The 21,932-nt window shown below is 66.6% G+C and carries 20 protein-coding genes; 11 read left to right on the plus strand and 9 right to left on the minus strand.

Features of this window, described 5'->3' with window-relative positions:
• Positions 1 to 274: 274 nt before the first annotated feature.
• Positions 275 to 727, minus strand: coding sequence for an Lrp/AsnC family transcriptional regulator (locus XW59_RS09325; RefSeq protein WP_047144684.1), 453 nt, complete (start codon positions 725 to 727; stop codon positions 275 to 277).
• Between the two features lie 144 nt (positions 728 to 871).
• Between XW59_RS09325 and putA the strand changes: the two genes are divergently transcribed.
• On the plus strand, positions 872 to 4,504 hold the full coding sequence (gene putA / locus XW59_RS09330; RefSeq protein WP_047144685.1) for a bifunctional proline dehydrogenase/L-glutamate gamma-semialdehyde dehydrogenase PutA: 3,633 nt from the start codon (positions 872 to 874) through the stop codon (positions 4,502 to 4,504).
• A gap of 297 nt (positions 4,505 to 4,801) precedes the next feature.
• Here putA and XW59_RS09335 read toward each other — a convergent pair whose 3' ends face one another.
• The 3 genes from XW59_RS09335 to XW59_RS09345 all read right to left on the minus strand — a co-directional run bounded on the left by XW59_RS09335 (position 4,802) and on the right by XW59_RS09345 (position 7,748).
• A complete protein-coding gene (locus tag XW59_RS09335; protein WP_047144686.1) occupies positions 4,802 to 5,116 on the minus strand; it encodes an antibiotic biosynthesis monooxygenase in 315 nt (104 codons plus the stop codon).
• Between the two features lie 22 nt (positions 5,117 to 5,138).
• A complete protein-coding gene (locus XW59_RS09340) occupies positions 5,139 to 5,384 on the minus strand; it encodes a hypothetical protein (RefSeq protein WP_136068086.1) in 246 nt (81 codons plus the stop codon).
• 174 nt (positions 5,385 to 5,558) lie between these two features.
• Complete coding sequence (locus XW59_RS09345; protein ID WP_047144688.1) at positions 5,559 to 7,748, minus strand: TonB-dependent receptor; 2,190 nt, start codon at positions 7,746 to 7,748, stop codon at positions 5,559 to 5,561.
• Positions 7,749 to 7,958: 210 nt separating this feature from the next.
• Between XW59_RS09345 and hemP the strand changes: the two genes are divergently transcribed.
• From hemP to XW59_RS09370, 5 genes are read left to right on the plus strand one after another with little or no spacing between them, the layout of a single operon-like run.
• Positions 7,959 to 8,162, plus strand: coding sequence for a hemin uptake protein HemP (gene hemP / locus XW59_RS09350; protein WP_047144689.1), 204 nt, complete (start codon positions 7,959 to 7,961; stop codon positions 8,160 to 8,162).
• An 8-nt stretch (positions 8,163 to 8,170) separates the two neighbouring features.
• Positions 8,171 to 9,229, plus strand: a complete 1,059-nt coding sequence (locus XW59_RS09355) for a hemin-degrading factor (RefSeq protein ID WP_047144954.1) — start codon at positions 8,171 to 8,173, stop codon at positions 9,227 to 9,229.
• Between the two features lie 12 nt (positions 9,230 to 9,241).
• Positions 9,242 to 10,138 (plus strand): ABC transporter substrate-binding protein, encoded by an 897-nt coding sequence (locus XW59_RS09360; RefSeq protein WP_047144690.1) that lies wholly within the window; start codon positions 9,242 to 9,244, stop codon positions 10,136 to 10,138.
• A gap of 43 nt (positions 10,139 to 10,181) precedes the next feature.
• Positions 10,182 to 11,255 (plus strand): iron ABC transporter permease, encoded by a 1,074-nt coding sequence (locus tag XW59_RS09365; protein ID WP_246666047.1) that lies wholly within the window; start codon positions 10,182 to 10,184, stop codon positions 11,253 to 11,255.
• Between the two features lie 10 nt (positions 11,256 to 11,265).
• Positions 11,266 to 12,057 carry a heme ABC transporter ATP-binding protein gene (locus XW59_RS09370; RefSeq protein ID WP_047144692.1) on the plus strand — a complete coding sequence of 264 codons (792 nt, stop codon included), beginning with the start codon at positions 11,266 to 11,268 and terminating at the stop codon, positions 12,055 to 12,057.
• Positions 12,058 to 12,063: 6 nt separating this feature from the next.
• On the opposite strand, the gene rirA is transcribed toward XW59_RS09370, so the two are convergent.
• Positions 12,064 to 12,528, minus strand: a complete 465-nt coding sequence (gene rirA / locus XW59_RS09375; RefSeq protein WP_047144693.1) for an iron-responsive transcriptional regulator RirA — start codon at positions 12,526 to 12,528, stop codon at positions 12,064 to 12,066.
• A gap of 237 nt (positions 12,529 to 12,765) precedes the next feature.
• Between rirA and XW59_RS09380 the strand changes: the two genes are divergently transcribed.
• The 5 genes from XW59_RS09380 to XW59_RS09400 all read left to right on the plus strand — a co-directional run bounded on the left by XW59_RS09380 (position 12,766) and on the right by XW59_RS09400 (position 17,267).
• A complete protein-coding gene (locus XW59_RS09380; RefSeq protein ID WP_047144694.1) occupies positions 12,766 to 13,305 on the plus strand; it encodes a GNAT family N-acetyltransferase in 540 nt (179 codons plus the stop codon).
• 121 nt (positions 13,306 to 13,426) lie between these two features.
• On the plus strand, positions 13,427 to 14,719 hold the full coding sequence (locus XW59_RS09385; protein WP_047144955.1) for a DUF445 family protein: 1,293 nt from the start codon (positions 13,427 to 13,429) through the stop codon (positions 14,717 to 14,719).
• 64 nt (positions 14,720 to 14,783) lie between these two features.
• Entirely contained in the window at positions 14,784 to 15,215 is a 432-nt protein-coding gene (gene phaP / locus XW59_RS09390; RefSeq protein ID WP_047144695.1) for a TIGR01841 family phasin, read from the plus strand.
• A gap of 20 nt (positions 15,216 to 15,235) precedes the next feature.
• Positions 15,236 to 16,507, plus strand: a complete 1,272-nt coding sequence (locus tag XW59_RS09395) for an alpha-hydroxy-acid oxidizing protein (protein WP_047144696.1) — start codon at positions 15,236 to 15,238, stop codon at positions 16,505 to 16,507.
• Positions 16,508 to 16,637: 130 nt separating this feature from the next.
• The gene (locus XW59_RS09400; protein WP_082137514.1) at positions 16,638 to 17,267 is read left to right on the plus strand and encodes a glutathione S-transferase family protein; all 630 of its coding nucleotides are present in this window, start codon (positions 16,638 to 16,640) and stop codon (positions 17,265 to 17,267) included.
• A gap of 43 nt (positions 17,268 to 17,310) precedes the next feature.
• On the opposite strand, the gene maiA is transcribed toward XW59_RS09400, so the two are convergent.
• Genes maiA through deoC form a run of 4 tightly spaced genes read right to left on the minus strand, consistent with a single transcriptional unit; the run spans position 17,311 to position 21,884 of the window.
• Positions 17,311 to 17,961 carry a maleylacetoacetate isomerase gene (gene maiA / locus XW59_RS09405; protein ID WP_047144697.1) on the minus strand — a complete coding sequence of 217 codons (651 nt, stop codon included), beginning with the start codon at positions 17,959 to 17,961 and terminating at the stop codon, positions 17,311 to 17,313.
• Between the two features lie 16 nt (positions 17,962 to 17,977).
• Positions 17,978 to 18,451: a homoprotocatechuate degradation operon regulator HpaR gene (gene hpaR, locus XW59_RS09410; protein WP_047144698.1), complete on the minus strand. Its 474-nt coding sequence runs from the start codon at positions 18,449 to 18,451 to the stop codon at positions 17,978 to 17,980.
• 51 nt (positions 18,452 to 18,502) lie between these two features.
• On the minus strand, positions 18,503 to 20,878 hold the full coding sequence (locus XW59_RS09415; protein ID WP_047144699.1) for an aldehyde dehydrogenase family protein: 2,376 nt from the start codon (positions 20,876 to 20,878) through the stop codon (positions 18,503 to 18,505).
• 31 nt (positions 20,879 to 20,909) lie between these two features.
• A complete protein-coding gene (gene deoC / locus XW59_RS09420) occupies positions 20,910 to 21,884 on the minus strand; it encodes a deoxyribose-phosphate aldolase (RefSeq protein ID WP_136068109.1) in 975 nt (324 codons plus the stop codon).
• Positions 21,885 to 21,932 lie beyond the last annotated feature (48 nt).

Below are 21,932 nucleotides of genomic sequence, written 5' to 3' on the forward strand. Positions count from 1 at the left end.
CGTGGCGAGAGTTTGCGGTTCAGACGGGCCTGCGCCGCGTTGCGCTGCCGAGCCGCCCAGGCCTGCGCTGCGCTCCGGCTCCGCCCGGGATGGCGAAGATGGAGTCGGGCCGGCCAATCGCCGACGTTGGAGATTGGCGGTGCCATTTCTATCCTGAGGCGCGACGAATTCACGAAGCGACGAAGTGGAACCAGCCTCCCTCATCCTGAGGTGCGAGCGCAGCGAGCCTCGAAGGACGTACAACAAATCGTCCAAAGCCGTCAGCGTTGGACCGTCAGCGGTCCTTCACCGTCTCCATCGCGACGAAGGTCGAGGTCTGGGCGACGTGGGGCAGGGAGGAGATGCGCTCGCCGAGCACGCGCCTGTAGGCGTCGATGTTCCTGGTGCGCACCTTGAGGAGATAGTCGAAGCTCGACGCGATCATGTGGCACTGCTCGACCTCCGGCACGGCGAGCACCGCCCTGTTGAAGGCGTCGAGCGCGGCCGAGCGGGTGTCGGACAGCTTCACCTGCACGAAGGCGACATGGCCTTCGCCCATGCGCTCGCGGTCGACGATGGCGGCGTAGCCGCGTATGTAGCCTTCCTGCTCCAGCCTTTTGACGCGCGCCTGCACCGGCGTCTTGGAGAGACCGACTTGCGCGGCGAGCTCGGCCATGGAAAGCCGCCCGTCGCGCGCGAGAGCGGCGACGATGCTGCGGTCCATTCGGTCCAAACGGTCTTCAGGCATGGGATGGATGGCCTATATGGTCTGAATATCGCCCGGCGATTAGATCGTTTTGCCTGAAAAGTCGATGGCTTTGGGAGCATTTCGACGATGCCGGCATGCTATAGTCGCCGGACAAATCCCGAACCTCTGTTCCAACGGTCCGAAATGAGCTCAAGACAGCTTTCCGCAATCCGCAATTCCATCCGCGAAAACTACCTTCCCGACGAGGAGAAGACGCTCGCCCGCCTGATCGAGCTTGCCGGCCTTTCGGTCGAGGCGCGCGCCGCGATCTCGCGCCGGGCGGCGGATCTGGTGCGCGCGGTGCGCACGGCCTCGACGCCGCAGCTCATGGAGGTGTTCCTTTCCGAATACGGGCTTTCGACCAAGGAAGGCGTGGCGCTGATGTGCCTGGCGGAGGCGCTGCTGCGCGTGCCGGACGCCGAGACGATGGACGACCTGATCCGCGACAAGATCGCGCCGCACGACTGGTCGGCGCATTCGGGCGAATCGAGCTCGATCTTCGTCAACGCCTCGACCTGGGCGCTGATGCTGACGGGGCGCGTCCTGGACGAAGGCGAGGGCGGCATCGAGGGCACGCTGCGGGGGATGGTGCGCCGGCTGGGCGAGCCGGTGATCCGCAAGGCGGTGGCCGCCGCCATGCGCGAGATGGGTGAGCAGTTCGTGCTCGGCCGCACGATCGAGGAGGCGGTGCGGCGCGGTCGCGACCATACCCGCAAGGGCTATCTCTACTCCTTCGACATGCTGGGCGAGGCGGCCCGCACCGAGGAGGACGCGCTGCGCTACCATCGCGCCTATGCCGACGCGATCGCCTCGCTCAAGACGGGCGCGACCGGCGCCGACATCCGCAGGAACCACGGCATCTCGGTGAAGCTCTCCGCGCTCCACCCGCGCTACGAGACGACGCAGAAGGAGAAGATGCTGCCGGTCATGGCGGACCGGCTGCTTTCGCTGGCGCTGGCGGCGAAGGAAGCGCGGATGGGGCTCAACATCGACGCCGAGGAGGCGGACCGGCTCGACCTCTCGCTCGACGTGATCGAGCGCGTGCTGGCCGAGCCCGGGCTTGCGGGCTGGGACGGCTTCGGCGTGGTGGTGCAGGCCTACGGGCCGCGCGCGCCACACGTCATCGACTGGCTGCACGCGCTCGCCATGCGGCTCGACCGGCGCATCATGGTGCGCCTCGTCAAGGGCGCCTATTGGGACACCGAGGTCAAGCGGGCGCAGGTGATGGGGCTCGACGGCTACCCGGTCTTCACGCGCAAGTCGAACACCGACGTCTCCTACATCGGCTGCGCGCGCAAGCTGCTCGGCATGACCGACCGCATCTATCCGCAATTCGCCACGCACAACGCGCATACGGTGGCGGCCATCCTCGCCATGGCGGAGGACCGCGAGGCGTTCGAGTTCCAGCGCCTGCACGGCATGGGCGAGGCGCTGCACGAGGCGGTGCGCAAGGCCGAGGGCACGCGCTGCCGCATCTATGCGCCGGTCGGCGCGCATTCCGACCTGCTCGCCTATCTGGTGCGCCGGCTTCTGGAGAACGGCGCCAACTCCTCCTTCGTGCACCAGATCGTCGACAAGGCGGTGGAAGCGGAGACGATCGCGCGCGATCCGTTCGAGGCGGTGGCGGCACAGGGGCCGGCCGCGAACCCGGCCATTCCGCGCCCGGCGGACATTTTCGGCGCCGAGAGGGGAAATTCGAAGGGCTGGGACATCAACGATCCGGTGACGCTGGCAGAGATCGAGAGCGCACGCGCCGCCTTCGCCGCGCCGCACGAATGGAAGGTCGGGCCTTCCAAAGCCAAGGGCCGGCCGGTCGTCAATCCCGCCAAGTCCGGCGAGATCGCGGGCCAGGTGGTCGAGGCGGGCGGGGCGGACGTGAAAAGAGCCGTCGACGCCGCCGCGAAGGCGCAGGCAGGCTGGGCCGGGCGGCCGGTCGCGGAGCGGGCGGCGATGCTCGAGCGCGCCGCGGACCTCTATGAGGCGAACGCTGTCGAATTCTTCGCGCTCTGCACCCGCGAGGCCGGCAAGACGCTCGCCGATGGCGTGGCAGAGGTGCGCGAGGCGGCCGACTTCCTGCGCTATTACGCCGGCCAGGCGGCGAAGGCCGAGCAGCATACCAGCGCGCGCGGCGTGATCGCATGCATCTCGCCCTGGAACTTTCCGCTCGCGATCTTCACCGGCCAGATCGCCGCGGCACTGGTGACCGGAAACGCGGTGGTCGCGAAGCCCGCCGAGCAGACGCCGCTGATCGCCGCGCGCGCCGTCGCGCTGCTGCACGAGGCGGGGATTCCCGACGACGTGCTGCAATTGCTGCCGGGCGACGGGCCTTCCGTCGGCGGGCCGCTCACCGCCGACCCGCGCATCGCCGGCGTGTGTTTCACTGGCTCGACCGAGGTGGCGCGCATGATCGAGCGCCAGATTTCGCAAACGGCGGAGCCCGATGCGATGCTGATCGCCGAGACCGGCGGCCTCAACGCGATGATCGTCGATTCCACCGCGCTTCCCGAACAGGCGGTGCGCGACATCGTCGCCTCGGCCTTCCAGAGCGCCGGCCAGCGCTGCTCGGCGCTGCGCATCCTCTACGTCCAGAAGGACGTGGAAAAGAAGATGCTGGACATGCTGCAGGGCGCGATGCGTGCGCTGAACGTCGGCGATCCGTGGAACGTCGCGAGCGATGTCGGCCCGGTGATCGACGACGAGGCGCGCACGGCGATCCTCCGCTATTGCGCCGAGATGGAGGCGAAGGGCCGGCTGATCGCCAGGCTCGATGCGCCGTCTGACGGCCGCTTCGTCGCCCCGCACATCTTCCGCGTGTCGGGCATCGGCGAACTGGAGCGGGAGATTTTCGGACCGGTGCTGCATGTCGCGACCTTCGAGGCCGACGAAATCGACAAGGTGATTTCCGACGTCAACGCAAAGGGTTACGGCCTGACTTTCGGGCTTCACACGCGCATCGAGGCGCGCGTCCAGCGCATCGTCGACGGCATCCATGCCGGCAACATCTACGTCAACCGCAACCAGATCGGCGCGGTTGTGGGCTCGCAGCCCTTCGGCGGCGAGGGGCTTTCCGGGACCGGGCCGAAGGCCGGCGGGCCGCATTATCTGCGCCGGTTCCGAAGGGCTTCCGTGACCCCCACTCCTACCCCCTCCCCACAAGGTGGAGGGGAATATGGAGACGCGCCGACAGTGACGGCGACCATGCTGCGCGACCATCTGCCGGATCCGGCGCGCGGCGGCTGGTCGACGAGGCCGGACCGCGTGGCGGTGCTGAGAAAGCACCTGCGCGGCAAGGGCGCGGAGGCGATCGGCGCGGCGGCAGCGATCGATTTCGGCCCGGTCGACCTGCCTGGGCCGACGGGCGAGGCGAACACGCTGCTGCTCGTGCCGCGCGGCCGCGTGCTTTGCCTCGGTCCGGACCGGGAGACGCTGTTTGCCCAGGCGATCCAGGCGCTCGCCGCCGGCAATTCCGTGCTGGCGGTTGCGCCGGGGGCGAGGGCGGCGTTGTCGCCCCTGACCGGCAAGGGCATGCCGGTCGAGGCGATCGAGGGAACGGTCGATCCCGCCGATCTCGCCGGACTGCCCGTGGATGTGGTGGCGATGGCCGCGGATGGGGAGAGGCTGCGCGTCGTGCGGCTTGCGCTGGCGGGGCGCGAGGGACCGATCGTCAGGCTGGTGGCGGCGGCGATCAATCCCTCGGCCTACGCGCATGAACGCGCCGTCTGCGTCGACACGACGGCCGCGGGCGGCAATGCCAGCCTGCTGGCGGGCGCGGAGTAGGGGCAAGCCCTTCCCACGCTGCGTATGGCCGTGTTTGGCGGACGGAGAGACGCTTGCCCTTCATCGCCCTGGGCGGTTCCACTCCGCGACAGGTGAGGATTTGCTCCCCCGCCCCGCTTCGCAGGGGAGGACCCGGGTTGCGGGCGGCCGCATCGGACAGCCGCCGTTTACGAGAGGCGAAGGACGTGCGCCGGCGGCTCGGGCAGCAACGGCGCTGAAGGCGGAAGTGCGCCGCCCCGCTGTCCGAGGAGAGGTGCCGGCAGCGAGGAGCGCTGCGCCGGCACGGAGACTGCCTCTCTACGCCCCTTCGACGACCGAGAAACCCTCGAACTGGGGATGGCCGATATAGGCCGGCTTGGTGGTACCGGCGTTCCTGTGCGCGTCGCGGAAATTCTGCGATTTGGTCCAGGCGACGAAATCTTCGTAGCTTTCCCAGACCGTGTGCGAGGCGAACAGCGTGTAGCCTTCCTCCTCGTTGGCCGGGCCGCGCAGCAGGTGGAAATCCCGGAAGCCCTTCATCTCGGAGAGCTTCGAATCGCGGTTCTTCCAGATGTTCTCGAAATCCTCTTCCGAGCCGTTCCTTACCTTGAAGCGGTTCATGGCGATGTACATGACGTTCTTCCCTTTTCGGTTTTCAGGTTTTCGAGCGCTTTTCGGCCGATCCGGCCCAATCCTTCAGCCGGACGACGTTGTCGGGCAGCGTTTCCGGCATTTTTCCCCGCGGGAAAGGCCCCGACTGGACCATGCCGTCATCGCGCTTCGCCTCCAATTCGACGACCTCCGGCGAGCGCGCGGCACGCTTTTCAAGCAGCTCGCGCAGTTCGGGCAGGAGCCCGTCGCCGCCGGCGGCCATATGGTGAAGTGCGATAAGTCCAGACATCTGCATATCCATTAAAGCGCGTCGGCGCATCGTTGTTTCTCATGATTGCGGGCGGGCAGGGCGGACACGTTGTCGCGTCCTCTCTGCCTCGCCCGCGCAGCCGCCATTCGCACCGCCGCGGTCAGAAACGGCCTCGAATGTCGTGGCTGCGACCGCGACCTTCAAGCGTGGCCCTCAGTAGTCGAACTGCTTCGACAGCGTGATCTTGAAGGTCCTGCCCTTGGAGGCCTCGTTGTGGAGGAACTCCTTGTACTGGGTGTCGAAGATGTTATCGACGCCGCCGATGACCTCCCATCCGCGGAACCTTCCCTCCTGAGGCGTCCAGCTCACGAACACGTCGTGCACGTCGAACGCCTTGGCGAAGCGCGTCGAAGAACTGGCCCAGTCCGCCTCGCTGGAGCGGCGCGCCTTGTCCTGCGGGCCGGAGACGAAGCGGGCCTTCCAGCCGAACTTCAGATCGTGCTGCGGCACCTTGCCGCCGAGCGTGAAGGCGAGCTCGTGCGGCGCGACCGAGGTGAGGTAATCGCCCGTATCCTTGTTCTTGCCGATCGTGTGCGTGTAGCTGGCGTTGGCGAAGAAGTAGTCGGAATCGTAGGCGAGCTCCAGTTCGGCGCCGTAGATGCGCGCCGCGTCGATGTTCATGTAATGCTCGAAATAGCTGCCGTCCGGGCCGCAGAGCCGGGCAGCCGTGCGGCAGCTCACGATCAGATCGGAGATGTCGTTGTAGAAGCCGGTGGTCTTGAACTGGATGCCGTCGCCAGGCTGGACCAGATCGAAGGCCGAGACGGCGAAGCCGGCCTCGTAGCTGTTCGACTTCTCCTTCTTCAGTCCGTAGCTCGGTGCGAAGGTGGTGGAGAAGACCTCGTCGAGCGTCGGGAATCGCTCGGTGTGGGCGATCGAGCCGAACACCGCGAAATTGTCGTTGAACTTGTAATGCGCCGCGATCTTGGGCGAGACGGCCCAATCGTCCGTGCTGTCGGAGAGGCCGGTGGTCTCGTCCGGCTTCAGCCTGCGCCAGTCGACGCGGATGCCGGGAATGAGCGTCAGCCTGTCATCCCAGATGAACTCGTTCTGCACGAACAGCCCGGTCTTCAGGTCGGTGCCTTCCGGGTGGTGCGGGTGGTTGAAGGGGTTGCCCAGCGGATCGAAGGCCTCGGCGCTGCGAACCTGATAGGCGGTCTGCCAGCCATAGGTGAGGAAGTTCTCCCAATTGTCGCCACGCCATTCGCTGGTGTTTTCGAGGTTGAACTGCCAGGTCTCGTAGGCGTAGTCGGCGTCGCAGAAGGTTTCCGCGCCGGGCACGCCGCAGACGAAGCCCATGGACGGGATGCCGGTCGCATTGGTCTGCTCGACGCTGGTACGCGAGTAGGAAGCGGAAGCCTTGACGTTCAGCATGTCGTTGTCGGAGAACGGGTTCTCGTAGGAGAGGACGGCCGTGCGGTCGATGACGTGGCGATCGACCGTGCCGAAACCGCTGACCGAGCCGCCGGAAAGCGGGCCGCCGATCTGGGCGTAGTCCTGGTCGTCGGCCTGCGAATCCCATTGCTGGTACGAGGCGCGGAGCGTGCCTTCCTCGCCGACCTTCATGGTGGCCTTGGCGAGACCCGACCAGGCTTCGAAATTCGAGCTGGCGATCTCGGTGCCATTGCCGGTCACGTAAGGATCGGCGCTGCGGTAGTTGCCTGCGAGCAGGAAGTCGAAGCGCTCAGAGAAACGGTGGGCGACGAGCGCCGAGCCGAGCCAGCCGTTCTTGTTGTCGTTGAAGCTGCCCTTCAGCCTGACCGCGCCGTTGGCGCCGTCGGCGATGAAATCGGCGGCGTCCTTGGTGGTGAAATTGATGACACCGCCGAGCGCGCCGGAGCCATAGAGGGTGGAGGAGGCCGGTCCGCGCAGCACCTCGACCCTCTTGAAGAGTTCAGGATCGGTGAACAGGCCGCCCATGCGGTACTGCTCGTAATATTTGTTCGCCCCGTCGACCGTGACGATGATGCGGCCTTCCTCGCCGGCGGCTTCCGGCGCGCCGATGCCGCGGATGTTGAAGCCCTGGCCGAAGACGCGGTCGGAACCGACTGTGTTGACGCCGGGAATCCCGCGCAGCACGTCTCCCACCGTCGTCGCCTGCTCGAGGTCGATGTCCTCCTGCTCCACGACGCTGACCGACTGGGGCGTGTCGATCGCGACCTTCTCGACGCCGGCACCGACGACGATGCGCTGCAGCAGCGTCACGCGTCCCTGCTTGTCCTGCTCATTTGTCACCGCTTCCCCGGTCGCGGCGTCCTGCGCCGAAACCTGCATCGTCCCCGCCACGATGGCGATTGCCGCTCCACCTAGCAGAACGGTCGAATTGCGAGCCACCAGCCCCATCTCTCCAAGCTCCTGAATCTCTGGTTGTCGCTGGCTGGCGTCACGCTCGCTCGCGTCATAATCCGTGCCGGAGGAATAATGTTGAGTAATTAACTCCGGTATTGCGCTCACTAATAAACCTGATAATTAGTGTCAAGAAATCAATTGCCGGGTTCAGCACGCGTCAAAGCCAGCCAATCGCAGTTTCGGTGCATCAGAAGGATCAATGCCGTGAACAGCTACAGCACTTTCAACCAGCCGCATTTCCGTCGTCCCGCCGCCGGCGCGCAAGCCGAGGTCTCGCTTCGCCCGGCGACACGGGTCGTCAGCAGCGATTCGCTCTTCCGCGGTTCCTACGAGATCGGGATCGAGCATCATGGCGCGATGTACCGGCTGAAGATCACCCGCCAGGGCAAGCTCATACTCAACAAGTAAGGTGCATGATGACGGTTTCACCGAAGCCGGCGCCGGGGGAAATCCGCCGCGCACGATTGGACAATCCGAAGATGCGGGAACGCGAGCTCGCGGTCTCGCTCGGCATTTCGGAGGCGGATTTCGTCGCCGCGCATTGCGGTGAAGGGGTCGCGCGGATCGAACCGCGCGTGAACGACATCCTGCCGAGGCTCGGCGGTCTCGGCGAGGTCATGGCGCTGACCCGCAACGAAAGCGCCGTGCACGAAAAGATCGGCGTCTACGAGAAGATTTCCACGGGTGAGCATGCCTCGCTCGTGCTCGGCTCGCAGATCGACCTGCGCATCTTCCCGAAAAGCTGGGCCTTCGGCTTCGCGGTCGAGAAAAGCGACGGAAACGAGCTGCGGCGCAGCCTGCAGTTCTTCGACAAGACGGGCGAGGCGGTGCACAAGGTGCATCTGCGGCCGGATTCGGACATCACCGCCTATGAAAACCTGGTGTCGGATTTTCTGAGCGCCGACCAGTCGCAGACCATCGAGACGTCGGCGATCTCGGCGGCCGAGCCTCTGGCCGCGGCGGCGGAGGCCGGCGCGCGGGAGCTACGCGAGCGATGGGGCGCGATGACGGACGTGCATCAGTTCTTCGGCATGCTGAAGGCGCTGAAGCTCGAGCGGCGTCAGGCGCTCGCCATGGTGGGCGAGGACTATGCCTGGCAGCTCGACGGCGACGCGCTCGGCGCGATGATGAACCATGCGGTCCAGGAAGTGATTCCGATCATGTGCTTCGTCGGCAATCGCGGCTGCATCCAGATCCATACCGGGCCGATCGCCAATGTGAAGTCGATGGGACCATGGATCAACGTGCTCGATCCGACCTTCCATCTGCACCTGCGGCTCGACCATGTCCGCGAGGTCTGGGCGGTGCGCAAGCCGAGCAAGGACGGCTACATAACCTCGCTCGAGGCCTATGACGCCGGCAACCAGCTCATCATCCAGTTCTTCGGCGAACGCCACGAAGGCGAGACCGAGCGCGAGGACTGGCGGATGATCGCCGAGAACCTGCCGCGCCTTCCACGTTCGACGGCAGCCTGAGGAGGCAACCCGATGAAGTCCTTGAATAGAAATACGCTGCGCGTCGCCGCGCTCGCCGGCGCATTGCTCGCCGCGACCTCGGCCGGTCTGGCGAACGAAGTACAGCCGCAGGAGGTCCATGACGCGTCGCGCGTGGTGGCCGTCGGCGGCTCGATCACCGAGATCGTCTATGCGCTCGGCGAGGAAGGCCGGCTGATCGCCCGGGATTCGACCAGCGTCTTTCCGGATGCCGCGCTGAAGCTGCCCGATGTCGGCTATATGCGCGCGCTTTCGCCCGAAGGCGTGCTGTCGGTCGATCCGACGCTGATACTCGCGCTCGAGGGCAGCGGCCCGCCGGAAGCCGTCGAGGTGCTGCGCAAGGCGAGCGTCCCGATGGTCACGGTGCCTGAGAAATTCGACCGCGAAGGCATATTGGAGAAGATCCGCATCGTCGGCGAGACGCTCGATGTCGAGGAGAAGGCGCGTGCGCTGGCCGACGACGTCGACAAGGATATCCAGGCGGCCGAGAAGGCCACCGGCAGCATAGAGAGCCGCCGCAAGGTGCTGTTCGTCATCAGCATGCAGGGCGGCCGCATCATGGCGTCGGGCACGGGCACGGCCGCCGACGGCATCATCAGGATGGCGGGCGGCGACAACGTGATCTCGGATTTCTCCGGCTACAAGCAGCTCACCGACGAAGCGGTGATCTCGGCCGCGCCGGAAATCATCCTGATGATGGACCGCGGCGCGTCGCTGGATGCGCCGAACCAGGAACTGCTGTCGCATCCGGCCATCGCGCCGACGCCCGCGGGCAAGGACGGCAAGGTGATCCGGATGGACGGGGCGTATCTGCTGGGCTTCGGTCCGCGCACGGCCGCCGCGGTGCGCGACCTCTCGGCCGCGCTCTACGGCGAAACGATCCAGAACTGAGCGGACGGGAAAAGTGCTGCAGCGGGTGTTGGATGGTGCGGCTTTGACGCGCCAGGGCGATATCGAGGGCGACCGGTCGGCCCGCGCGAAGGCGACGATCGTGGCGCTCGTCGTCGCGCTGTTCCTCGTCGCGCTGTTCAGTCTGGCGTCGGGCGCATCCGACGCTTCCGCCTGGGACGTCCTGACCGGCTGGACGGCGGCGCCGGAAGCGGGCGACGCGGCGCTCACGGCACGCGACCGGGTGATCGTCTACGACATCCGCCTGCCGCGCGTGGTGCTCGGCATGCTGATCGGGGCGGCGCTCGCCGTCTCCGGCGCGGTGATGCAGGGGCTGTTCCGCAATCCGCTGGCCGATCCGGGCCTGGTGGGCATATCGGCGGGTGCGAGCCTCGGCGCGATCTCGATGATCGTGCTCGGCTCGACCGTATTGGCGCCGGTGATGGCGACGCTGGGCATCTACGCTCTGCCGCTCGCCGCCTTCTCCACCGCGCTGGCGACCACGATGCTGCTCTACCGTGTGGCGACGCGTCGCGGGCAGACGTCGATCGCCACGATGCTGCTCGCCGGCATCGCGCTCGCCGCCATGGCCAGCGCGTTTTCCGGCGTCCTCGTCTATCTCGCCGACGACCGGCAGCTTCGCGACCTGACCTTCTGGGGGCTGGGCTCGCTCGCCGGCGCGACCTGGACGAAGATTCTAGCGGCGGGACCGATCATCGCGCTGGCGCTGGTCGCGGCGCCGTTCCTGGCGCGGGGCCTGAACGGACTCGCGCTCGGCGAGGCGGCGGCCCACCATCTCGGCATCCCGGTGCAGCGCTTCAAGAACGTCGCCATCGTGACGGTGGCCGCGGCAACCGGCGCGTCGGTCGCCGTTTCCGGCGGCATCGGCTTCGTCGGCATCGTGGTGCCGCACCTGCTTCGCCTGTTGATCGGGCCGGATCACCGCTACCTGCTGCCGGCCTCGGCGCTGCTGGGAGCAGCGCTCCTGCTGCTCGCCGATGCCGTCAGCCGCACCATCGTCGCGCCGGCGGAACTGCCGATCGGCATCGTCACGGCGGCGGTCGGCGCGCCGTTCTTCCTGTGGATATTGCTGCGGCGACGCGGCGTCCTCGATTTGTGAGGCGGGAGCGATGATCGAAGCAAGCGACGTCTCGGTGTCGATCGGCGCGAAACCCATCCTGCACGGGGTGGATTTCGAGGCGCGACCGGGCGAGGTCACGGCGATCGTCGGACCGAACGGCTCGGGCAAGACCACCTTCCTCAAAGCGCTCTCCGGCGATATCCGCGCCGGCGGCACGATCAGGATGAACGGCCGCGATCTCGTCGGAATGAAGCCCTGGCAGGCAGCGGCCATGCGCGCCGTGCTGCCGCAGTCGACGACGCTCTCCTTTCCGTTCACCGTGCGCGAGATCGTCCGGCTCGGCCTGATGAACGGAAGATCGGGGGCGTTGGCCGGGGAAAGCGAAAGACTGCCGGAACGGGCGCTTGCGCGCGTCGACCTGGAAGGTTTCGCCGGGCGCTTCTATCAGGAGCTTTCGGGCGGCGAGCAGCAGCGGGTGCAGCTTGCGAGGGTTCTGTGCCAGGTGTGGGCGCCGGTGCTCGACGGCGCGCCGCGTTATCTGTTCCTCGACGAGCCGGTCTCCAGCCTCGACATCAAGCACCAGCTGATCATCATGAAGATCGCCGGCGATTTCGCCGCGCGCGGGGGAGGGGTGATCGCCATCCTGCACGACCTCAACCTGACGGCGATGTTCGCCGACAAGGTGACGGTGATGAACGGGGGACGCGTCGCGGCGACGGGGACGCCTGCGGACGTCCTCACCGACGAGATGATCCATCGCGTGTTCGATTGCCGGCTGCGCGTCGGCGTGCTGCCGAAGGGCGACGTGCCTTTCGTCCTTCCGCAATCCGTCAGCCTTTGAGGAGGCTCAGCCGGCGACGGCGACGCGCGGCGGCAGGTTGTCGATGCCGAGCAGGTCGCGCATAGCGGGGCGCGCCTTCACCAGATCGTCGATCGTGTAGCTCTCCAGCACCTCGAAGAAGGCGCCGAGCGCCTTGCGCAGGGCCTCGTTGAGGGCGCAGCTATCGACCAGCGGGCACTCGACCGCGTCCTTCTCGAAGCACTCCGCCATGGCGAAGCTGTCCTCGGTCACGCGCACCACGTCGAAGAGATTGATCTCGGTGGCCGGCTTGCCGAGCTTGACGCCGCCATTGCGGCCGCGGACGGTCGTCACCAGGCCGTTCTCGACGAGGGGCTGCAGGATCTTGAACAGGAACAGCTCGGAGACGGAATAGGCTGCCGCGATCTCCGGTATCCGGCTGAGCTGGCCCTGATTGGCCGCACAGTACATCAGGATCCGGATCGCATAGTTGGTTTGGCGTGTAAGCCGCATGGCGGGCCTTTCGCTGAAGCGTCGAAGACTGAACTCTATATGGGATATAGATTAGAATGGTTCCAGAGTCCAAAGCAAGTTAAATATGAACTTCATATTCAACTTTTTTGAGGCCTGGTTGCGGCATTTTTGCATGGATGGGGTGTGGCACGGGACGCTTGAAAACCATGTTGCAATGCACAATATAGCGCACGGACGAGTTGCGCCGACTCGGGGAGGACCCACGAGGAGTGCGACATGCTGAATACCGACACCCGACATGCCCCGCCGGCAGGGGTGATCCGGCACCTGAGACCTTCCGAGCTTGGCCAGTTCAAGGCGCATCTCCTGCGTCTGGACATGGAAAGCCGCCGCGACCGCTTCAACGGGCCGACCAACGACGCCTTCCTGGAAAGCTATGCCGAGCGCAGCTTCCAGAGGGGCACGATCGTCATCGGCTATGTGGAAAACGGCAAGGTGCTCGGCGCCGCCGAGCTGCATGAATGCGCCGGCGAACCGACGCCGACCGGCGAGATCGCCTTCAGCGTCGAGCGCGAGTTGCAGCATCGCGGGCTGGGCAGCCTGCTGTTCGAGCGCCTGATCGCCAGCGCCCGCAGCTTCGGCTACGAGAAGCTGAACGTCACCACCCACCCGCAGAACGAGGCGATGAAGCGCCTGGCGCGCAAATTCAATGCCTCGCTGCGCTTCGAGGACGGCGAGACGCAGGGCGTCATCGAGATCGAGCCGCCGCTGCCGGTGCCCGCGCGCCCCGGCGTCGGCAGTTTCGCGATGGCGTGACGGCCGGGTCCCCGCGAGAGGGACCCGCGCATTCCGGTATTTCTCTTCCTATCTTTCCTTTAGCTTCTGGCAGCCGGTGCTCCCGACGGGAACGCCGACGACCGATTCGCAAGGAGGGATCATGTCCGCGTCCACCCGTGACGGAACGGCTTCATTGAACGAATTGCGCGACGGGGAGAAGTTGCGGGCGCTGAGGCGCACGAAGTTCATCGCCACGGCCGCGCTCGTTCTCTGCCTTGCGGTCTTTCTGATCGCGCGCGGCCTGCAGGCGCGATATCCGGCATTCGCCTATGTCGCGGCATTCGCGGAAGCCGCCACCATCGGCGGCCTCGCCGACTGGTATGCGGTGGTGGCCCTGTTCAGAAGGCCGCTCGGCCTGCCCATTCCGCACACCGCGATCATACCCGCCAACAAGGACCGCATCGCCGACAATCTCGGCCGTTTCATCGAGACGAATTTCCTGGCGGCCGGACCGGTGCGCGAGAAGCTGCGGGAGGTGGATTTCGCCGAGCTCGTCGCCGACTGGCTCTCGGACCGCAAGCGCGCGTCGGGTCTCTCGACATTCGTGGCGCGGCTGATCCCGCAGACGATGACGGCGATCGAGGGATCTGGCCTGCGCGACTTCGTCTCGCGCCGCATGACGGATCAGCTCGAGAAGGTCGAGCTTGCGCCTTTCGCCGCGCAGATGCTTTCCGCCTTCACCGAGGACCGGCGGCACCAGCAGATATTCGACGAGCTGATCAAGGTTTTCGGACGCTTCCTCGCCGACGAGGACGCGATGAACGCGATCCGCGACAAGATCAAGCAGGAACTGCCATCCATCGCCAATCTCTTCAAGGCGGACGCCTATCTCCTGAAGAAGATCGTCGCGTCGGCCTCTGCGCTGCTGGAGGAGGTCGAGGCCGATCCGGACCATGCGATGCGCCGCGAGTTCGACCGTTTCGTCGAGGGTTTCATCGGGCGGTTGCGGACTTCGCCCGAATATGCCGAGCGCGCGGAGCGCATCAAGCGCGACCTCATCGCCCGGCCCGAACTCGCCAATCTCGCCGGCGATTTCTGGAAGAGCTTCCGGAAGTTCGTCGAGGAGGATACCCGCTCGCGCGATTCCGTCATCCGCAGGCATCTGGCGGACATGTTCGTGGAGGTCGGCCGGCAGCTCGCCGGGGATACCCAGATACGCGCGGACATGAACCAGGGCTTCGTCATCGCGCTTTCCGCCTTCGTCGAGAGCCAGAAGAGCGGCGTCTCCGTCTTCATCGCCGATCAGGTGCGGCGCTGGGACATCGTCCAGCTCACCCGGCTGATCGAGCTGAACATCGGCAAGGACCTGCAATATATCCGCTTCAACGGCATGCTGATCGGCGGCCTCGCGGGCCTTGCGCTGCATGTCGGCGAAAGGCTGCTGTTCCATTGATGGCGGCGGCGCTGTGGCCTACACTTCTTCGCGCCGGCCAGCCGGCGAGCCAAGGGAGGAAGCCATGGCGAAGAAAGCCGCATCCGAATCCGTCATCGACATGTTTGCCAGGTTGGGCCAGGACCTGAGATTGTCCGGCACGGACATAGAGCGGATCATCGAGCACAACCGCAGGAACCTCGAGGCATTCGAGCAGAGCGCGCGCGCCGCCGCGTCCGGCACGTCGGCGATCCTGTCGCGCCAGCGCGAAATGCTCCAGGACACGCTGCGCGAGGTTTCCGACATGGCGCAGAACTACCGCGCCTCGTCCGACCCGCAGGAACTGATGTCGAAGCAGGTCGAGTTCGCGCGCAAATCCTTCGAGACTGCTGTGAAGAACACCGGCGAGGTCGCCGATCTGGCGCGCCAGTCGAGCACGGAGGCGCTGGAAATACTGAGGCAGCGCATCCGCGAAGGCATGCAGGAAATCCGCGAAGGTTTCGACCGCCGCAAATAGAGATCGCTGGAGGGGGATTCATGGAGGATGCCGGAACGCCGGCGGCGCCCGCGCCCGGGCGCATGCGCCAGATGGAGGTCTATGTCACCGGCGTGGGCGGCAGGCGGCCGCTGGTGCCGGTCGCGCCCGCCGAACTGGAGGCGAAGGCGGCGCGCGCGATGAGCCGCAAGGCGGCCGCCTACATCATCGGCGGCGCCGGCATGGAGACGACGATGCGGGCGAACCGCGCCGCCTTCGAGCGCGTGCGCATCGTGCCGCGCGTGCTGCGAGACGTATCGCGCCGCGATCTTTCGGTCGAGCTGTTCGGACGGACCCACAAGGCACCGCTGCTGCTCGCCCCGATCGGCGTGCTCGAGATGGTCGACCGGGGGGCGGACCTGGCGGTTGCGCGGGCGGCGGCGGGCGAGGGGGTCGGCTATGTCTTCTCCAACCAGGCATCCGTGGCGATGGAGCGCTGCGCCGAGGCCATGGGCGCCGCGCCGCGCTGGTTCCAGCTCTACTGGTCGAGCGACGACGATTTCGTCCGCTCGGCGGTGTCGCGTGCCGAAAACTGCGGCTGCGAGGCGATCGTGGTGACGCTGGACACGACGCTGCTCGGCTGGCGGCCGAGCGATCTCGACCTCGCCTACCTGCCTTTCCTCGAGGGGCTGGGGCTCGCCCAATATCTGAGCGACCCGGTCTTTCGCGCCGGGATACCGGCGCAGCCGCCGCAGACTGGCGTGAAGCCGAAGGGCGCGGGCATCGTCAATGCCGTGCTCAGCCTGCGCAGGAAGGGCAGGGAGTTCGATCTGGGTCTCGGCCGGATGCGCGCCGCCGTGGCGCATTTCACCGCCACCTATTCGCGCCCCGACCTGAACTGGTCGGACATAGCGCGCCTGCGCGGGATGACGAAGCTGCCGATCCTCCTGAAGGGCGTTCGGCATCCGGGGGATGCGAAGCTGGCGCGAGAGCACGGCGTCGACGGGCTCGTCGTCTCCAACCATGGCGGCAGGCAGGTGGACGGGGAGCCCGGCACGCTCGACATGCTGCCTTTGGTCGCCGCGGCGGCGGGCGGCATGCCGGTCCTGGTCGATTCCGGCGTGCGTTCGGGCGCCGACGTGGCGAAGGCGCTGGCGCTGGGCGCGCGTGCCGTTCTCCTGGGCAGGCCCTATGTCTACGGGCTCGCGCTCGCCGGCGAAAACGGGGTGCGCGAGGTCATCCGCAACGTGGTGGCCGAATTCGACCTGACGCTCGCGCTCGCGGGACTGACGAGCGCGGCCGAGCTGAACCGCGACTGCCTGGAGCCGGTCTAGCCGGCACGGGAGGCAAGGAGATGCCGAATGTCGCGGAAAACGGAGGCAGCCGGCGGAACATTCCTGCTTCTTGCGGCGTATTTACCACGTCGCGACACCGCAGCCTGTCTGGAACAAACAGAAAAGCAAGATGATGAAGCTTTATGGATGTGGTCCGATGCGCTCGCTGCGCGTGCTTTGGGCCCTGCGGGAGCTCGACGCGGAATTCGAGTTCGTTCCCGTCGACGTCATGGCCGGCGAAGCCAGCCACCCGGACTTCTTGCGCCTCAATCCCGCCGGAAAAATTCCGGTGCTGGTTGACGGTGACCTCGTGCTCACGGAATCCGTCGCGATCGTCATGTATCTGGCGGAAAAGTACCCCTCCAAGGGGCTGATGCCCGCGGACCTGACGGAGCGAGCGCAGGCGTATCGCTGGTGCATGTTCGCGGTCACGGAACTCGAACAGCCGCTGTGGCGGATTGCCAAGCACACCATGTTGTATGACGAGGACAAGCGTTTGCCGGAGGACATCGCTCTCGCCAGCGAGGAATTCGTGGCGATGGCGGAAATACTCGACCGTCACATGGAAGGACGCGAGTTCATCGTCGGCGACAGTATGAGCATCGCCGACTGCGTCACCGCCTATGTCCTGGACTGGGGCGATGAAAGCGGGCTGCTTGGCGGCTGCCCGAATCTCCAGGCCTATCTCGAGCGGATGTATGCGCGGCCCAAGGCGCCGCAGCGGATCGCCGAAGCCTTTGCGAGCCTATCGGCTGCCTGAGCGAGATGTTCGCAGGCGTGCCTGGCGGCAGGCGGTTTCCGCACTATTCCGCGTCGGGCTGCCTTGCGGGAGCCGCGTCGATGAACGGCTGCAGCTCCATGCAGGCGTCGCGGATACGGCCGATCACCGGGTAGAGCGACATGTCGACGTTGAAGCGCGCATTGTTGGCGACCTGGGCGACGAGGCAGATGTCGGCCATGCCGGGCGTGTCGCCATGGCAGAAGATGCCGGTTTCGGGGCTTTCGGCCAGAATCTTTTCAAGCGGTTCGAAGGTTTCGTTGACCCAATGCCTGAACCATTCAGCGACCGCAGTGTCGTCCGCGCCGAACCGGCCGCGCAGCATGTTGAGGATGCGCAGATTGTTCACCGGGTGGATGTCGCAGGCGATCATTTGCGAGAGCATGCGCACGCGGGCGCGCCCGGCGGGATCGGAAGGCAGCAGCGGCGGCTGAGGCACGGTCTCGTCGAGGAATTCGATGATCGCCAGCGACTGCGCGATCATCCTGCCGTCGCTCCAGACCAGCGCAGGCACCAGCCCCTGCGGGTTGACGGCGAGATATTCGGGCGCGCGGTTGCCGCCATGGCGCAGATGATGGGCGACGTAGCGATATTCGATGCCCTTCATCGCCAGCGCGATGCGCACGCGATAGGAGGTCGAGGAGCGGAAATAATTGTGCAGGACGATCTCGGTCATCGGATGCTCGCGACGGTCAGGGCTTGAGGGCGGCGAGATCGTTCAGCATGTCGATCAACAGCTCGATGCGCTCGCGCCCGTATTGCGCTTCCAGCTCGCTGTAGATCGCCCGGCTTTCCGGCGTCACCTCGTGCAGCAGATCCAAGCCGGCGCGGGCGATCGAGAGCAGCACGCGCCGACCGTCTTCCTCGTCCTTCTGCCGGCGGATCAGCTTCCGGTCCTCGAGCGCCTTGATGATGCGGGTGAGGCTGGGCGCGAGCACGCAGGCACGCTCGGCGAGTTCCGAGGCGTCGAGCGGACTTTCCTCTCCGAGAACGCGTATGACCCGCCATTGCTGTTCGGTGACGCCGTGGGCGGCGAGCAGTGGCCTGAACCGCACCATCACCGCTTCGCGGGACCGCAACAAGGCTATCGGCAGCGCGCGCTTGGTGTTGGGTGGCAGAAGCGAATCCTCGGGCAGGGTCGCTTCGGACGATTCTAATTCATTCATGTGTGAACTATTCACCGGGTTTCCGCCTGCCGCAAGCGGATTTGTTCGCTCCTAATCCCCGTATGGCACCCATATGTTCTTCACCTCGACCGACCGGCGCAGCAACTCCTCCTGCAAGTCGCGATCGTCCCAGTCGACCGTCCTGCCGTTGCTCGTCCAGACGCGCTTGAGATTGCCGACGGATTCATACTCGGCGATCCTGCAGGTCTCGGCGTCGGCGATGCACCAGAGGCCGTCGACGTCGTCATGCTTCGCCAGCACCGTGGACAGTTCCGCCGCCTTCCCCGTGACGATGTTCACGGCGCCGGCCGGCAGGTCGGACGTCTCGATGACCTGGTAGAGGTCGGTTGCGACCAGCGCGTGGCGCGCCGAGGGAACCGCGACGACGGCGTTGCCCATCGCCAGCGCGGGCGCGAGCAGGGAGATCAGCCCGAGCAGGGGCGCCTCGTCGGGCGCGACGATGCCCAGCACGCCCAGCGGCTCATGCAGGGCGAGCGTGACCACGCGGGCAGGGGGATTGTGCACGCGGCCCTCGTACTTGTCGGCCATGCCGGCGGCGGCGAAGAGCCGTTCGATGCTCGTCTCGACCTCGGTGCGGGCGGTCTTCGCGTTCGCCCCGGTGAGCTGCGCGAGCCGCGCGGTGAATTCGTCGGCCCGCACGGATAGGTTTTCGGCGAAATAATAGAGCACCTGCGCGCGGTTGAAGGCGGTCGCGCCGGCCCAGCCCTTCGCCGCGCGGGCGGCGGCGACCGCATCGCGAATGTCCTTGCGGCTGCCCAGCCCGACCTCGCCGGCATATCCGCCCTTGCGGTCGGTGACGGCCATCGAATAGTTGCCGTCGGGCCTGGCCTGCTTGCCGCCGATGAACAGCTTTGCCGTGCGGTCGATGAAGGCGCCGTCGCCCTGGCCGCGTTCCGGCACGCCGCCGGCGGCATCCCGCGGTCTGATCGCGGCGCCCGAGGGTTTTCCGCGGACGAGATATTCGTACATGCCCTCGCGGCCGCCCTCGCGCCCGAAGCCGCTTTCGCGGTAGCCGCCGAAGCCGCAGGCGGCGTCGAACATGTTGGTGCCGTTGATCCAGACGACGCCGGCCTTCAGCCGGGGAGCGGCGTGGAGGGCGAGATTGACGTTCTCGCTCCAGACGGAGGCGGCAAGCCCATAGCGGGTGTTGTTGGCCAGCTCGACCGCCTCCTCGGTGTCGCGGAAGGTCATGGCGGCGAGCACCGGCCCGAACACCTCCTCCTGGGCGAGGATGTTCGACGGCGCGACATTGGTCGCGAGAACCGGCAGGTGATAGTAGCCGGTCTCGGGAACGTCGCCCTGCGGCAGCCAGCATTCGGCGCCCTGCCGGCTTCCCTCGGCGACGAGGCCGCGCACGCGCTCGAGCTGGACCTTGTCGACCAGCGGCCCGATGTCGGTGTTCTTGTCGAGCGGGTCGCCGAGCCGGAGCTGCGTCATGCGGGCTTTCACCTTGGCGAGAAACCTTTCGGCCACGCTCTCCTGCACGAGCAGGCGCGAGCCGGCGCAGCAGACCTGGCCCTGGTTGAACCAGATGCCGTCGACCAGGCCCTCGACCGCGGAATCGAGGTCGGCATCCTCGAAGACGATGAAGGCCGACTTGCCGCCGAGCTCGAGCGAAAGCTTCCTGCCGCTGCCTGCGGTGGCGCGGCGGATGATCTTTCCGACCTCGGAAGAGCCGGTGAAGGCGATCTTGTCGACGCCGGCATGGCCGACGATCGCGGAGCCGGCCTCCGGACCACCATGGACGATGTTGACCACGCCCTTCGGCACGCCCGCCCGCTCGCAGATCTCGGCGAAGAGGATCGCCGTCAGCGGCGTGAATTCGGCCGGCTTCAGCACCACAGTGCAGCCGGCGGCGAGCGCCGGCGCGATCTTCCACGCCAGCATCAGGAGCGGGAAGTTCCACGGGATGATCTGGCCGGCGACGCCGGCCGCCGAAAGGCCCGGAAATTCCCTGTCCAGCGCCTGCGCCCAGCCGGCGTGATGGATGAAATGGCGGATCGCCAGCGGCACGTCGATGTCGCGGCTTTCGCGGATCGGCTTGCCGTTGTCGATCGATTCCAGCACCGTGAAGAGCCTCGCATGGCGCTGCATGGCGCGGCCGATGGCGTAAAGGACGCGCGCACGCTCGTAGCCCGAGGCGGCCTGCCATTGGGGCAGCGCCTTGCGCGCCGCGGCGACGGCGTCGTCGATGTCGGCCTCGCCCGCCTCCGCGACGCTCGCCAGAAGCTTTCCGGTCGATGGCTCGCGCACCTCGAAAGTCTTGCCGGAAGCCGGTTTGCGCCATTCGCCGGCGATGAAGAGGGCGGCCGAGAAGTCGCGTTGCTTCAGCCATTTGTCGGCCTCGCCGCGCGATTCGGGGGCCGGGCCGTAATCCATCGCGGTGTAGCGTTCGAGTATGTTCATGGTGCTGTCGCTCCGCTGCCCTTTCGAGGGCTCACGCCATCGCGTGGCGATGGGCGGCCGAATAATGGCCGGTCAGGTGATGTTCGAGCTGGCGCTCGATGTCGGTCAGGAGGCTCGAAGCGCCGAAACGGAAGAGGTCGGGCTCCAGCCAGCGCCGGCCGAGCTCCTCGCGCATCAAGACCAGCCAGTCGAGCGAGGCCTTGGCGGTGGAGATTCCGCCGGCCGGCTTGAAGCCGATCAGATAGCCGGTGCGCTCGCGATAGGCGCGGATGGCGCGGACCATGGCGAGGCCGACCGGCAGCGTCGCGTTGACGCTTTCCTTGCCGGTGGAGGTCTTGATGAAATCCGCGCCCGCCATCATCGCGACCATCGAGGCGAGCGTGACGTTGCGCAGCGTCGCGAGATCACCGGTTCCCAGGATGACCTTCAGATGCGCCTCGCCGCAGGCCTCGCGGAAGCGCGCGATCTCGTCGTAGAGCTCCTGCCATTTCGCGCCGAAAACCAGGCCGCGCGGAATGACGACGTCGATCTCGTCCGCTCCGTCCCCGACGGAAGCGCGGATTTCGGCGATGCGGGTCTCGAGCGGCGCGAGGCCGTGCGGGAAGGCGGTGGAGACCGCGGCGACGTGGATGCCGGTGCCGGCGAGCGCCGCGACGGCGGTCGCCACGAAGGGGTGATAGACGCAAACCGCCGCCGGACGGATTGCCGTCTCGCCGAGCCCGAGCCCCTCGACGATGTCGGCCCGCAGCGGGTTGCGCGCCTTGGCGCAGAGACGGCGCACGCGCTCGTCGGTGTCGTTGCTGTTGAGCGTGGTGAGGTCCATCAGCGCGACGGCACGCAGGAGCCAGGCCGCCTGGTTGTCGGCCTTGATGGAGCGGCGCCTGGCAAGCGTCTGCACCCGTCGCTCGAGCGCGCTGCGGTTGACGCCGCGCATCTCCTCCAGCCAGCCGAGGTCGAGCGCCATGCCCGGATTGCGCACGATCGCGTCCTCGGGCTGCGCCTGCATGCCCGCCGCGTGCTGCGAGCCCGACGCGGTGGGCAGGGGATGGACGCT

It is taken from the genome of Aquamicrobium sp. LC103 (assembly GCF_001014615.2).
Taxonomy (GTDB): domain Bacteria; phylum Pseudomonadota; class Alphaproteobacteria; order Rhizobiales; family Rhizobiaceae; genus LBCQ02.